This is a genomic window from Aurantiacibacter marinus (assembly GCF_001021555.1).
GTDB lineage: Bacteria > Pseudomonadota > Alphaproteobacteria > Sphingomonadales > Sphingomonadaceae > Alteraurantiacibacter > Alteraurantiacibacter marinus.
On record NZ_LDCP01000004.1, the window covers coordinates 165,677 to 179,757 of the forward strand.

At 58.5% G+C, this 14,081-nt stretch carries 13 protein-coding genes; 4 read left to right on the forward strand and 9 right to left on the reverse strand.

Features of this window, described 5'->3' with window-relative positions:
- Nucleotides 1-150: 150 nt before the first annotated feature.
- Nucleotides 151-2,394 (forward strand): CHASE2 domain-containing protein, encoded by a 2,244-nt coding sequence (locus AB731_RS12815; RefSeq protein WP_047094422.1) that lies wholly within the window; start codon nucleotides 151-153, stop codon nucleotides 2,392-2,394.
- 6 nt (nucleotides 2,395-2,400) lie between these two features.
- Here AB731_RS12815 and AB731_RS12820 read toward each other — a convergent pair whose 3' ends face one another.
- From AB731_RS12820 to AB731_RS12840, 5 genes are all read right to left on the reverse strand, one after another.
- A complete protein-coding gene (locus tag AB731_RS12820; RefSeq protein ID WP_047094423.1) occupies nucleotides 2,401-3,489 on the reverse strand; it encodes a FecR domain-containing protein in 1,089 nt (362 codons plus the stop codon).
- A 3-nt stretch (nucleotides 3,490-3,492) separates the two neighbouring features.
- On the reverse strand, nucleotides 3,493-3,921 hold the full coding sequence (locus tag AB731_RS12825) for a hypothetical protein (RefSeq protein WP_047094424.1): 429 nt from the start codon (nucleotides 3,919-3,921) through the stop codon (nucleotides 3,493-3,495).
- Between the two features lie 164 nt (nucleotides 3,922-4,085).
- Nucleotides 4,086-4,538, reverse strand: a complete 453-nt coding sequence (locus AB731_RS12830) for a methyltransferase family protein (protein WP_047310228.1) — start codon at nucleotides 4,536-4,538, stop codon at nucleotides 4,086-4,088.
- 24 nt (nucleotides 4,539-4,562) lie between these two features.
- On the reverse strand, nucleotides 4,563-6,320 hold the full coding sequence (locus AB731_RS12835; protein ID WP_047094426.1) for a SulP family inorganic anion transporter: 1,758 nt from the start codon (nucleotides 6,318-6,320) through the stop codon (nucleotides 4,563-4,565).
- Nucleotides 6,321-6,612: 292 nt separating this feature from the next.
- A complete protein-coding gene (locus tag AB731_RS12840) occupies nucleotides 6,613-7,434 on the reverse strand; it encodes a universal stress protein (RefSeq protein ID WP_047094427.1) in 822 nt (273 codons plus the stop codon).
- Nucleotides 7,435-7,679: 245 nt separating this feature from the next.
- On the opposite strand from AB731_RS12840, the gene AB731_RS12845 reads away from it, so the two are divergent.
- A complete protein-coding gene (locus AB731_RS12845) occupies nucleotides 7,680-7,964 on the forward strand; it encodes a hypothetical protein (RefSeq protein ID WP_231638948.1) in 285 nt (94 codons plus the stop codon).
- Here the strand turns inward: AB731_RS12845 and AB731_RS12850 are convergent.
- Both AB731_RS12850 and AB731_RS12855 read right to left on the reverse strand, forming a co-directional pair.
- Nucleotides 7,961-8,593, reverse strand: a complete 633-nt coding sequence (locus AB731_RS12850) for a response regulator transcription factor (RefSeq protein ID WP_047094429.1) — start codon at nucleotides 8,591-8,593, stop codon at nucleotides 7,961-7,963. The genes AB731_RS12845 and AB731_RS12850 overlap by 4 nt on opposite strands.
- On the reverse strand, nucleotides 8,586-9,737 hold the full coding sequence (locus AB731_RS12855; RefSeq protein ID WP_047094430.1) for a sensor histidine kinase: 1,152 nt from the start codon (nucleotides 9,735-9,737) through the stop codon (nucleotides 8,586-8,588). Before AB731_RS12855 ends, AB731_RS12850 begins: the two co-directional genes overlap by 8 nt.
- Nucleotides 9,738-10,005: 268 nt before the next feature.
- Here AB731_RS12855 and AB731_RS12860 point away from each other — a divergent pair, with 268 nt between their 5' ends.
- Both AB731_RS12860 and AB731_RS12865 read left to right on the forward strand, forming a co-directional pair.
- Nucleotides 10,006-11,220, forward strand: coding sequence for a L,D-transpeptidase family protein (locus AB731_RS12860; protein WP_052769065.1), 1,215 nt, complete (start codon nucleotides 10,006-10,008; stop codon nucleotides 11,218-11,220).
- Nucleotides 11,221-11,236: 16 nt separating this feature from the next.
- Complete coding sequence (locus AB731_RS12865) at nucleotides 11,237-11,752, forward strand: Hsp20/alpha crystallin family protein (RefSeq protein ID WP_052769066.1); 516 nt, start codon at nucleotides 11,237-11,239, stop codon at nucleotides 11,750-11,752.
- Nucleotides 11,753-11,850: 98 nt separating this feature from the next.
- Here the strand turns inward: AB731_RS12865 and AB731_RS12870 are convergent, their stop codons facing one another.
- Both AB731_RS12870 and AB731_RS12875 read right to left on the reverse strand, forming a co-directional pair.
- Complete coding sequence (locus AB731_RS12870; RefSeq protein WP_047094431.1) at nucleotides 11,851-12,936, reverse strand: AI-2E family transporter; 1,086 nt, start codon at nucleotides 12,934-12,936, stop codon at nucleotides 11,851-11,853.
- Nucleotides 12,937-12,982: 46 nt separating this feature from the next.
- Entirely contained in the window at nucleotides 12,983-14,059 is a 1,077-nt protein-coding gene (locus tag AB731_RS12875; RefSeq protein WP_197076230.1) for an NAD(P)-dependent alcohol dehydrogenase, read from the reverse strand.
- Nucleotides 14,060-14,081 lie beyond the last annotated feature (22 nt).

Genomic DNA, 14,081 nt, shown 5'->3' on the forward strand with positions numbered 1-14,081 from the left:
CCGCAAGGGACGCATCGTAAACGCAATGCCTGTTGCCCTCTTGCCACAAATGCCTCTGGTGAAGTTCTCAGGCATGTAGAGAACCGCTGCTGCTTGCACGTGCCGCAATCGCAGGCCTAAGCTGCAAAACAGGGCCCGGGGGATGCAGTAATGTTTCAAAAAGTGCAGCGACTGCGCGGGCTCGGCCCGGAAATGGCGGGCGTCATCGTATTGCTGTTCGTGGCGCTGCTGCAATTTGCAGACTTTGGCCCGCTTGAACGCATTCGCTGGCAAGTCTTCGACAATTACCAGATGGCTTCGCCGCGCGCCCAAGCGGGCGAAGGGCAAGTTGTTGTCGTAGACATAGACGAAGCATCGATTGCGCAGCTGGGACAATGGCCATGGCCGCGCACCGACCTTGCCAAGCTGACCCGCAGGCTGGGTGAAGCCGGTGCCGTCGTCGTCGCTTATGATATCGTTTTTTCCGAACCCGACAGGACTTCACCAGCGGCAATCGCCGAAAGGTATGCCCGTTCTGGCGAAGGGGCGGCACTGGGAGAGGGGCTTGCGGGCCTGCCCAGCCATGATGCGCTGCTTGCAGAGGCATTTGCCACGGTGCCGGTGGTAACCGGCTTCTTCCTCGATTCCTCGGAAATCGGCCGCGATGTCGAGCCTGCCGCCAGCTTCACCATCAATGGCACTGTGCCTGACGAATATGTGCGTGAATATCCCGGTGCGCTTCTGCCTCTTCCTGAACTGGAGGATGCATCTGCCGGGATCGGATCGGTCACAATCGATCCCGATGCTGACGGCATCGTCCGGCGGGCCAGCATGGTGGCAATCCACCGCGGCGTTTTGGTGCCGGCGCTGTCGCTGGAAGCTGTGCGGGTTGCACAGGACCTTGGTTCGCCAAACCTGCTGGCAAGCGATGGTTCGGGACAGACGCTTTCAGCACCGGGTGCAGCGGTATCGGTACGCCTTGGCAACAAGGAGATACCGGTTAATGATGCGGGTGAAATGTGGATCCATTTTACGCCGCCAAACTCGGTTGCGATGATCCCTGCTGCGCCGATAATAACCGATGCCATAAGTGACGCTGAACTGGCCATCCAGGTGGCGGGCAAGATCGTCTTTGTTGGCGGTAGCGCGCAAGGGTTGCAAGACCTTGTCGCCACGCCGGTCAGCCAGTCTCAGGTTGCCGGGGTCAGCGTACACGCGGCGGCGGCCGAGCAAATCCTGGCCGGCGATTTCCTTGACCGGCCCGATTGGGCACTTGGCCTCGAACTCCTGCTGGTATTGGTGCTTGGAGGCGGACTGGTTTTGTTGCTTCCGCGGCTTGGTGCCCTGTCCAGCGCGCTGGTTGCCGGGGCAATTATTGCAGCGGTCATCACGGGAAGCTGGCTTGCCTTTACCCAGCTGCGTTATCTGCTTGATCCAACATATCCGATTGTCGCGCTCGGCGCGATCTACGTTGTGCAGACAGCGGCGGTGTTTTTCCGCGAGGAACGCCAGCGGCGCTATATCCACTCAGCCTTCGATCGCTATCTTTCGCCCGAAATGGTCCGCCAGATTGCCGCCAGTCCCGAAACGCTCGAGCTTGGCGGCGAAGAGCGCGACATGAGCGTGATGATGTGTGACATTCGCGGCTTTTCCCGCATTTCGGAACGCTATACCCCGCGCGAAGTCATCGAATTCCTGATCGCTTTCCTGTCTCCGATGAGCGAGATTCTGCTGAGCCACAAGGCCACGCTCGACAAGTATATAGGGGACGCCATTCTGGCGTTCTGGAACGCCCCGCTCGACGATCCGGATCACCACCGCAATGCGGCCCGTGCAGCACTGGAAATGATCAGGGCGACTCACGAACTCAATGCCGCCATGGCGGGCCGCACCGATGTGGTCTGGCCGGATGAGGTGAAGATCGGAATCGGCCTCAATTCAGGCGTGTGCTGTGTCGGGAACATGGGCTCTCGCCAGCGGCTGTCCTACACTTTGATCGGTGACCCCGTGAACGTCGCGTCGCGGCTTGAAGGGCTGACCAAGCAGTATGGCGTACCGATCATTGCGGGCAGCGCGCTCGCCAATCAGCTTCACGGTTTCGCGCTGCTGGAAATAGACCGCGTGCGCGTTGTCGGGCGTGAGACGCCCGAAACCATCTTTGCGCTGCTCGGCGACGAAGTTCTTCGGGATGATGATGGTTTTGTAAGGCTGTCCGCAAGCCACGTCGCCATGATGACCGCTTACAGAGGGCAGGATTGGACCGCAGCTGAACAGCGGTTGCAGGAAGGCGCGGCGCAATATGACGCGCTAGGCATTGCAGATCTGCACGTTCTGTACCGGGACCGGATCGCGCAATTGCGGCAAGACCCGTCAGACGACGATTGGGACGGGGTATTTCAGGCAACCCGGAAGTAAGCCGGGCTAATCGATTTTCGGATCGCCGCGCGGCGGTGTCTCTGCCGTATCACTCGGTGGTGTCTCTGCCGTGTCACTCGGCGGTGTCTCTGCCGTGTCACGCGGCGGTGTCTCTGCCGTGTCACGCGGCGCTTCTTCAGGCGGCACTTCCGCCGTTCCGGATACGTCATCCTGCGGATACTGCGGCTGACGCGGCGGAATGCCCACAACAGGCGGAACACCTGGTTGATCGGGACTGTCCGCGGTGGGCGTGCCCTGTACGTTATCATCGCCGCTTGTGAGCAGAAGACCCACCGCAACTGCCCCTACCGCTATGGGTATCAAGGTTTCCAGGAAGCTGCCGCCACTGTTTGCGCGGGCAACTTCTGGTGCAAGTTCTTCCTGCACATCGGCCAGGCCGCTGTCCGACATACGGAACGGTCCGATAGGCGGTGAACCATTGAAAGGTATGTAGGATGCCTGCCCGGGTTCACTGAGCACTATGGTAACCCCTGCAGCCTCTACCTCGACCAGCCCCAGCGTCAGCCCGCCACCTGTATTAGCGCCCGGGCCGCGCAAGATAACAAGCGTCGCCTCATCATCATCGCTGCGCATGCCGCCAACGGCATCTTCGTCCTCGGCGATATCCTCCGCATCCTCCCCAACAAGCACATCGAGTGCGGTGCCGCGAATGCCAATTCGGCCTGCCGGCGTGCGGATATTGGTGTCGTTCCCGTCGCTTTGCCTGCCAGAGAGGTACCGCAGGGCGCCCTGCAGGAACGTGACGACCGTGGAACTGCCCGCATCGGGGTCATAAACGTGCCGGTCAATGCGCACGCGGGAGCGGGCGCCGATGCCGTAAGACGAACGGTCCAGCAGCAGGATCTGCAATTGTGAACGGCTTTCGGTCTCGATCAGATCGCCCCAGGCGATCCTGTCTCTCCGACGCAATTCGCGCGGACGACGCAGACTGTCATTGTCGAGCGTGACCTCGCCTACGACTGTGGATGCATTGCCGATCTCGGTCCGCTGGGCATGTGCCGGAGAAACCATGGGCACGGCGGCAAGTATCGTACCGGTTGCAAGTAGGGCGAAAAGACGTTTGGTGCTGCGCATGATCTACCCCTTCTTGCCCCCGCCCTGCACCGGTGCGGCAGGCAAGACCCTGAATTCATTGCTCGCGGCCGGACAGCGAGCGCGCAGTTCGGACAGGTTCTGCCGCCCGAAATCGTCTTCATCCATATTGTTTATTTCAACACGGGCACCTTGCTGATCGTCAATCGCGCACAGGTAGAAGGCATGCAGCATTCGTGCGTTCAGCGATTCTGGATAAACAGCCATGACCCGCTCCAGCGCGGCGAGAGCTTCCAGCAACAGGCCACGCGCGGCCTGATCCTGCGCCGCAGCGATCCCGCTCTCTTCATTGACCGTCAGATCAGACAGCCGGTCCAATTCGTCGAACGATTGCGCGTTCACCGGATTGGATAGCGCCATTCCCGCAGCGCCAAGCAAAGCAAGGCAAGCGATCTTGGTCACGAATTCTGCCATTTAACGTCATCCCCCAGAAGACACACTTATGTCATGGATGCGCACCGCAAGGCAAACGAAGGGCTGATTTAATCGGTGCCCTGAGGTCATTTCCGGCAGCAACCACCTCGCCCTGTCAGCAGCGTTATTGATTAGGGTTTGCGCCTGCCCCAAGTTCATCTTGCCTAAATCCAGCGCCGCACACGCTGCCTGTAGCTGCGGAATTGGTCTCCGAAGATCGCCTCAAGCCGTTCTTCTTCCGGTATAATCTGGAATCTGGTGATGTATGCGGCGAAAATCACAATGATCGCAAAGCCGGCGGCAGAACCGAGCCAGACGGCCACACCCGACAACAGCACTACCATCCCGAGATACATTGGATTGCGGGTAAAATTATAAAGACCGCCGACGACCAGCTTTGACGCTTTCTCAGGCGAAAGCGGCGTCACAGTCGTCCTGGCCCTGCGAAATGCAGCGATAGAAACAAGATCGATCACAATCCCCGCAGCGATGAGGGAGCACGCCAGAACCGGCTGAAACGGAAATGTGAAATGCAATTCGGGTAAAGCTTCGTCAAGACTCCACATGGCCAGCCCGCAAAGTGCTGCAACGATAGGTGGAGGGATCAGCAACTTCACTTCAGTCTCCGAAATTCGGCATATTCAGATAAGCCCGCGCGCCGCGTCATGATCTGTCGGAGCGCGCGGCTCGCCTGTGTCCTTTGATGCCTGCGCAAATGCCTGATCCTGCGACAGGAACACCTTGCCGTTCAATTCATCAAGGAAATCCGTTCGCTTCAGGCGATCCATGACCGGCCCTTTGACCTCGGACAGATGCAGACAGATCCCGCCATCTGCCAGACGGTGGCTTATCGCCTCCAGACTTTCCAGGCCCGAAGCATCCACTTCATTGACCGCACTGCACATCAAAATAACGTGCCGCACCGCCGGGCGATCTGCCACTTGCTCAAGCACATATTCCTCAAGCCAGCGCGCATTGAGATACGTCAGCGCTTCATCGATACGGATCGACAGAACGTGCGGGACTGTGAAAACCTTGTGCCGCTCCACATTGCGGAAATGCTCCGTTTCAGGAACGCGCCCGACAATTGCGGCATGCGGGCGGCTGGCACGCCAGAGATACAGCAGCAAACCCAAAGCAACACCGGCGATAACCCCCAGTTCAACGCCGGCCAGAAGCGTGCAGACAATGGTCACGACATGCGCGGCAAAGTCCGCCTTCGAATAACGCCAAAGCTGTCCTGGCGTCTTGAGATCGACCAGGCTTAACACTGCGACAATGATGGTTGCGGCAAGGGTCGCGATGGGCAGATTGAACAGCAGCGGTGTGAGGAAAAGCGTGGCGAACGCTATGCCGATGGCCGTGTAGGCACCGGCGGCGGGGGTTTGCGCACCAGCATCAAAATTGACAGCGGAGCGGGCGAACCCGCCTGTCACCGGATATCCACCGGAAAACGCGCTGGCGATATTTGCCGCGCCCAATCCGATCAACTCCTGGTCAGGGGCAATCCTTTGGCGCCGCTTGGCAGCCAATGTTTGCGCAACAGATACACTTTCAACGAAACCGATGATCGAAATTAGCAATGCAGGCACCCAGAGCTTCTCGATCAGCGAGATATCTGTCGAGGGCATGGCGAAGGGCGGCAGGCCTTGCGGAATGGCACCGACAAGGCTGACACCGCGCCCATCCAGATCGAAGGCAAGCACGGCAAGGATCGTTAACGCAACAGCAGCGACGGGCCCCGCCTTGGCGACCATTTCGGCAGCGCGTGCTGGCAGCCCCATGCCCTGCAGCGCCGGTTTAGCGCCCTTTCGCACCCAGAAGAGAAAGAGCGTCGCAGGAATGCCAATCGCAAGCGTCCATGAATTCGTGTCGCCAAAAGACCGCGCCAGCGAGCCGAGCATTTCAGGCCAATTGTCACCGCCTGCACTTATCCCGAAAATATGCTTCAGCTGGCTTGTCGCGATCAGGATTCCCGACGCGGTGATGAAACCGCTGATAACCGGATGAGACAACAGATTGGCCAGGAAACCGGCGCGCAACAGACCCAAAACCGCAAGCATGATGCCGGAAAGGAATGCGAGCGTGATGGCCGCCTCCAGATAAGCCGCAGTGCCTTGATCGGCGACCGCTCCTGCAGCCGATGCCGTCATCAAGGATACAACCGCCACAGGCCCAACCGCCAGCGTACGACTGGTGCCAAAGATCGCGTACAAGACCAGCGGCAGGATTGAAGCGTACAAACCAACAACCGGCGGAAGCCCAGCCAAAAGGGCATAGGCAAGGCTTTGTGGTATCAGCATTATCGTGACGATCACGGCCGCCAGAAGGTCATGCGACAGCACTGAACGGTTGTAGGTTCGCCCCCATTCAAGAATTGGAAAATAGCGCGAGAGCATAATATTCTTTCCCAGAGACGAGCGCCTGTTGCGCGGTCAGTCCAAACCGGCCCCCAAGCCATTTACGTTCCTGTGTCGACAGAAACAATCTCGCAGGCTTCCTGACAACCATCGCCCGTGCAGGAAACCTTCAGCGTTGGTTTGAAATAGCCCGATTGGCCTGGTGGTTTGACCGGTCCGGGAATAAATGCGCCTGATCTTCGCCCGATCAAATTTCCAGCACCTGCGGTCGCTCTTGCAACACTCGGCTGGCAGCTGCGCGGACGATCCCCCCACAAACGGCCGCCCGCAATCAGTGCGAAAGCATCACGGCTATCGGCGGATCGTCCAGCAAGTCGCGGGTCACCCCGCCCAGCACCCATTCGCGGAAACGCGAATGGCCATAAGCACCCGCAACCATGAGCGGCGCAAGGCGCTGGCCGCTTGCGTCGAACAGCTTTTTCGCAATCATGCCGTCAGCGGGTGTGCCGAGCTCAATGTTTACAATTTCACATTCGATATCGTGCCGTGACAAATACACGGCAATGGCTTTGGCGGGCAGCAAATCCGGGTCCAGCCGGTCCTCTTCGACGCACAATACATGAACATCGCTCGCATCCCGCAGCAGCGGCATGGCTGCCTGGACGGCATGGCTGGCCTCGGCCGATCCGTTCCAGGCAATCGTCACCGGATGGTCATGAGCCAGACCCTTGCTGTCTTCGGGAATGACCAGCACGGGCGGCCGCACGTTTCCGACAAGATCATTGGCAAGGTTGGACGGCCTGCGATAAGCTCCGAAGAGGCTGTGCGCGCCCACTATTATTGCATCGGCGAGCGGCGCAAGGTGCATCATAGCCGATTTGGCCGATCCATCGCGCGTGTGCCAATCCCAGCGGACATCTTCCTTCGAGAGCCTCGCTTCGTACTTTTCTTTGACTTGCACCTCCTGGCGTTTGAATTCAGCAGTCATCTCCAGCGCCATCGCTCCCTGGAAATCGCCGGGTATGCTCAAATCGAAAGGTATGGCGTGAACAAAAGTGAGGTGCGCGTCGAAGCGTCTCGCGAGGTCGAGTGCCGACTGAAGCCGGGCTTCCATGCAAGGATCTTCGAAAACATGTACGAGAATTGATCGCATTACAGCCTCCCTCTGCGGTCAGCACGATAGTGCGACCGGTTTGGAATGGACCATCGCCGCCGAAGCGTAACTACGCATATATCCCGATGCCAGATCCGTGGAAATTCGTGTTTACAGCGCGCGCCGGCTGAATTCATCGACGTCCGCAAACGAAAGGTGCCGCAGTGAGCAACTGGCGATTGATCAAACTGGAACTCGCGCCGACCGAAGCCTTTCCCCATGGATCGCCGAGCAGGTGCTATCTAATGCGGTTGCCGCTGGATGCAGGCGGAATGATCGATGAACTGGCGCGCGCATTTGAACCGAAAAGGGCCACGCTCCGAAGGTTCTGGCCGAACGAACCCGATCAGTCTGGATATGTGTTGAAGGTGCCCGGTGGATGGGCTTTTTCCCATACCGCAGGCGAAGTCGATCTTGAACCTGTCTTGCATCTTGAAGACCATCCGATCCGCCAAGGGGAATATCTTACCCTGACCGAACCTGACGGGAGCCGCCTGCCCTTTCGTATCGTTTCGATAGCAAACGCCTAGTCGGCCGAGGTACGATCATTTTCACCGAGGCCGGCCCTGAACGCTATGCGCAGAAGATCCGACAGACTGTGAACACCAACCTTCTGCATCAGGTGGGCGCGGTGAATCTCGACCGTTCGCGGGCTGATCCCGAGATCATAGCCGATGGTCTTGTTGGGATAGCCTTTCACCAAACCTTCCAGCACTTCATGCTCGCGCGGAGTCAGGCCATTTAGAAGCACTATCGCATCGTCACGGCGCTTGTGCCGCCGATCATCGTCGTTCAGCCTTTCTTCGGCATGTTCAAGCGCCTGGATGAGAGTATGCTTTTCAAACGGCTTTTCGATGAAATCACAGGCGCCTGCTTTCATTGCGGTAACGGCCATGCCGATATCACCGTGCCCGGTCATGATCGTGACGGGTGACGTGATCCCAAGCTTCTTAAGCTCCGTCTGGACCTCGATCCCGTCAGTGCCCGGCATACGCACATCGAGCAGGATGCAGCCAGGTTCGAGCCGGGAGGCCGCCGCCAGGAATTCGTCACCGCTGGCAAATGTGTCGACCTTGTAACCCGATGTCTTGAGCATGAAGCCTACCGAACGCCGGACGCTATCATCGTCATCGACAAGATAAATCGTGCATTCAGCCATCAGCCTCGCTCTTTTCTGCAAGCGGGAGAGTGAAATGGAACTGGGTGCCGCCCAGATCGGAAGCCCCGGCCCAGATCTTGCCGCCATGCGCGGTCACAATAGTGTGACAGATTGACAAGCCCAGTCCCATCCCTGTTTCCTTCGTACTCACGAAGGGATGGAACAACCTTTCCGCGACATGCTTGTCAAGGCCCGGCCCGCTATCGGCAATGATAATCATTATGCTGCGTTCGCTGTGCAGGCTGCTGGTAATCTGGAGTCTTTTGATGGTGCTGCCTTGCATCGCTTCAAGTGCATTACGGATCAGATTGACAAGCACTTGCTGGATCTGGATCGCGTCAACCAATACGATTTGGTCATCGTGATCCAGCTTTATTTCGATGTCCACGCCTTTGCCATCGCCATTCACAAGCGCAAGCGCTGTCGCATCTGAAACCAGTCGGGGCAGGCTGGCCAATTGATGGTGCCCGTCGCCTTTTGCAATGAAGTTGCGCAATCGCTGCACGACCTGCCCGGCGCGAATGGCTTCTTTTGCTGTTTCAGCCACTGCCATATGCAGTTTTTCGAGATTCTCCCCTGTCGGGTCCTCCAGCAGATCGGTGGCGGCATTGGCATAGTTGGTGATTGCAGTGAGCGGCTGGTTCAATTCGTGGGCAATGGACGTCGCGAGCGTTCCCATCGTCGAAATGCGCGAGACATGGGCAAGCTCTGCCTGCAAGGCGTGCAATTGCTGTTCGGTTTCCCGGCTGTCCGTGAGATCCTTGATAAACCCCGCGAACAGGGTCTCGCCCTCTGCCACGAACTCACCGATCGAGAGATCGACCGGGAAAGTCGCACCGTCGCGGGCGCGCGCAGTGGTGACCCGGCCAATGCCGATAATCCGCTTCTCTCCGGTCTTGAGATAATGGGCAATATAACCGTCATGATGTTCGCGATCGGGCGAAGGCATGAGCATGCTGACATTTTCGCCGATGATCTCTTTTTCGAGATATCCGAACATGCGTTCAGCGCCATGGCTGAAAAATACGATCTTCGCGTCGACATCGATGACGATCATCGCATCGGGCATGGTGTCGATCAGCGCATGTAGTGTGTCACCGCCTCCCAACGGTGCCAACAAACCCGCATCTGAAGATCTCGCCATCCCGTTTCCTCGTCGCCGTCTGCGTTCCGAAGACGGTTTTCCTAGCATTTCGATGCCCGTCGTAAAAGCTGGCTCTTGCTGCGGGCTGGTGTCTGGTCGGCTTTTTCGTGAAACATGGTCTTGGCGGCCTCGATTTGCGCTTGCGGCAACTGCCATGCATCGTCGATCTGGCTGGTTGGATTTCACCGCAATGCCAGCAACAGTAGATATGCGCGCTAAGGGGATGTCCTTATTACCCGCGATCAGTTTGCACGCTTTACGCGGTTCCATGCGCATTGTCCTGATTGCCGCCTGCATATTCGTGATGTCGGTTGCCCCGCCAGCACAGGCCGTAACCATGCCGCCGGCAGATCGTTGGGATGCCGTACAGGCCGAGGCTGTCTGGCACTGGCTGCAACGGGCTGATCACGAAGCCATTACCATCGATCCCGTTTTGGGCACGCGGCTGCGCACGGCCATCGACAGCGGCGATCGCGCGAGCATCGACCAAAGCGCACAGGCCGCCGCGATGCGGCTGCTGCTGGCTTATCACGGTCAATGCTGTTCGGCCCAATTGCCGGGCAGCTGGCACATCTCTCAGCCCGTGACACCGGAAATGCTGGCAGATCGACTGAACCAGGCCGTGGCGAACGACCAGATAAGCTTGCTGCTGCGCGCCAGCCGCCCGCGCCATCCACAATACCTTGGACTGGCGCGCGCTTATGCAAACGAAAGTGACGCTGATCGCCGCGCCAACATCGCCCTCAACCTCGCCCGGTGGCGTAGCCTGCCGCTGCCCAAAGAAGGCCGCTATATCGTGGTGAACACAGCCGCGCAGGAATTGACCGTCTGGGACGGGGACCGGGCGATTGACAGACGCCGCGTAATCGCCGGGACACGGGCCACTCCTACGCCAGTCTTCGCCGCGCAGGTCAGCGGCGTAGTCCTCAACCCGTGGTGGAATATTCCCGCCAGCATCGCGGCCGAAGGGATCGGTTCGTTCGTCCGCCGCGATCCGGCAGGTGCCCGGGCACGCGGATACATCTACAGCCAGGGGCGATATCGCCAGATGCCCGGCGATAACAACGCGCTTGGCCGTATGAAGCTGGTGATGCCAAACCGTTTCTCGGTTTTCCTTCATGATACGTCAAACCGCGAACTGTTTGGCCGCGAAGAGCGACTGCTGAGCCACGGCTGCGTGCGGGTGCAGGGTGCGATCGAGTTTGCTTCGCTGATGCTGGAAGGCACCGACTGGACGCGCGCCGCAGTTGACGAAGTTGTCGATCTGGGTGAAACCACAACGATTCCGACAGCTGAAGTCATTCCGATATTCGTCGCATATTTCACTGCGGAAGCGGACGAGGAGGACACCGTCCAATTCCTGCCCGATGTCTATTCCCGCGACGGAACTGCAGGACTGATCCCGCGCGCCTTACGGAGGTTTGCGTATCCGGTGCAATCGGCGAATCCCATAGGCTGCAACGAGGCAATTCAGCCCGATTGAGACAGAGGACACCGTCATGAACGAACAATCCCTTGTGCAGCGTCGATCAGACGCTGCTCGCCAGTATTTCACCGATCATGTCGTCGAGCCTTTCACGCGGATGCGTGATGAGGTCGAGCAGATGATGGGCGACATCCCGACCCGCTGGCCATCTCCCTACCCCGCAAGCCGGCTTGCAACACTGGCCCCTTTTCCGGCGATCGAGATGACCGAGACGGATGACACTTATAAAGTATCGGTCGAAGTTCCCGGCGTCGCGCCTGGCGAAATCGACCTTTCTGTCCAGCAGGATATGCTGGTCATCAAAGGAGAGAAACGCGAGGAGCATGAGGAAAAGGGCCGCGACTTCAGCCGTTCGGAACGAGTGTACGGATCGTTCGAGCGGCGGCTCCGCCTGCCTGACGATGCAAGGTCGGAGGACATCGAAGCATCTTCACGCGATGGTGTCCTTACAATCGCAATACCGCGCGATTCCGAAAGCCGGAATGCCGCCCGGCACATCCCGATCAAGGGGCATGAAGCAGCGAAATAAACGCCGCTATCCGCAGCCTGCGTACAGTACGGGTTGCAGGTGATCGCATATGACAACCGGCAATCCTGCGATCATCATTGCCTTGATCTGCGCCCCGGTCAGGTTCTGCCTGCCCGGGGCGGTGGTTCCTCGCCCGCAGCAATCGCCGCCTCGCGCCTGTCAAGCCGTGTACGCAGGATTTCCAGCAGGGTCAGCGTTGCGGAAATTACCAACGGGCCGAGAATGAATCCGTGCGCGCCGAAGACAGCGATTCCGCCGATTATGGCAATGAATGCAATTACAGAATGCTGCGCCAATTGTCGCCCGACCAACATCGGATACAGGACATTGTCGATCAGCCCGACGATCAAGGTGCCCCAAACCGTGAGGATGAGGGCCGCTGACCATTGGCCGTCAAGCACCAGAAGGATTGCCGCCGGAAGCCAGACAACAAAGGCCCCGAGGAAAGGCACAATTGCCAGCAGCCCCATCACCAGCCCCCAGAATACCGGTGACGGCAGATCCAACCACCAGAACATCAATCCGCCCAGCAATCCTTGCACCATCGAAACAATGGCAATGCCCCACACGGTCGCAAAAATCGTATCGGTCATCCGGGTGAGCAATTTGGCATATTCGCTATCGGAAAGCGGGATCAACAGGCCGATGGCAGAAAGCGCATCATCGCTATCTCTCAAGAAATAAAACAGGAAATAGAAAGTCAGCAGCAATGTGATTGCACTGGTCAGGGAGCCGACAAGCAGGTCGGTCGCCAATTGCTGCATGGCTGCGGCGAAACTGTCGGCCAGATCAACGATGTCGAGATTGGCATCTATCCATGCAACTGCTGTTTGCCAGCCGGGCATACCATTTGCCGCGTTGCGCCAGTCCACCGACAAAAGTCCTTCAGCATCGGCAACTCCCGAAAGGACAGCATCCAGAACTGCACGCGATACCAGCAGGACGGGCACAACAACCAGCACCGTGATCAGGATCATCGTCAGAACGACGGAAAGGGTCGTAGAACGCAGGCGAAGGCGCATTTTGCGCTCAAATCCTGCAAACAGGACAGCCAGCGTGGCCGACCAGACAAGTGCGGCAAAAAACGGCTCCGCTATCAAGTAACACAGCACGATTCCGCCCAGCACAAACAGCGCCAGCAAAGCCCGCGAAAAATCCGGGGGGAGAGGAGAATGCTCGTTCATGCTGCGCGCCTCCGTGTTGCAGCACGAACCAGGTGTTTCGCCTGCATCAGGTCGTTATCGCGACTTTCAGCACGCCGCCGCGCTGATTGGCAAACAATTCGTAGGCATCCACGATTGAATCCAGCGGGAAACGATGGGTTACCAGCGCTTTTGTATCGATCCGTCCGGAAGCCACGGTAGCCATCAATCGCCGCATTCGTTCCTTGCCACCGGGACATAGTGTGGTGACGATGTGATTATCCCCTAGCCCTGCCGAAAAGGCATCGCACGGAATGGTCAGATCGCCCGAATAGACGCCGAGCGAAGACAGGGTGCCGCCGGGCCGCAACACTCGCAGCGCCCCCTCGAAAGTTGATTGCAGGCCCAGCGCCTCGATCGCGACATCCACGCCGCGTCCGTCGGTAATCTTCATGATTTCATCCACCGGATCGACTTTGGAAAAATCGACCACATGCGTCGCGCCCATCTGTCTGGACATTGCCATGCGAGCGGGAATGCTTTCGACGCCGATGATTGTTGTCGCACCCATCATGTAAGCCCCGGCAGTAGCGAACAGGCCAATGGGGCCCTGGGCAAACACGGCGACCGTATCGCCAATCCTGATCTTTCCTGATTCCGCCCCGCCAAATCCGGTGGACATGATATCAGGGCACATCAGCACCTGTTCGTCGGACAGACCATCCGGAATGGGTGCAAGGTTTGCCATGGCATCGGGCACAAGCAGATATTCCGCCTGAGCACCGTCGATCGTATTGCCGAACCGCCAACCTCCTATGGCCTTCCAGCCATGCCCTTCCTGCCCCCCGCATTGGGCGTGAAAACCGCACAGCGAAGCAGTGGAAGTGCCAGACGGCGTAATTGCCCCGGCGATGACACGCTGACCTTCGGTAAAGCCGTAAACGGCAGAGCCGAGCTTTTCGATTCTACCGACCGGTTCGTGTCCCACGGTCAGGCCCTTTTCGACCGGATACTCGCCCTTCAGGATGTGCACGTCGGTACCGCAAATTGTTGTCGTCGTGATCTTCATCAGGGCATCGAGCGGGCCGACATCGGGAACCGGCTTTTCTCCCAGCACGATCCGTCCCGGCTCGACAAATATCGCCGCTTTCATCAATTCCGCCACGCGCCATCCTCCCTATCGCCTG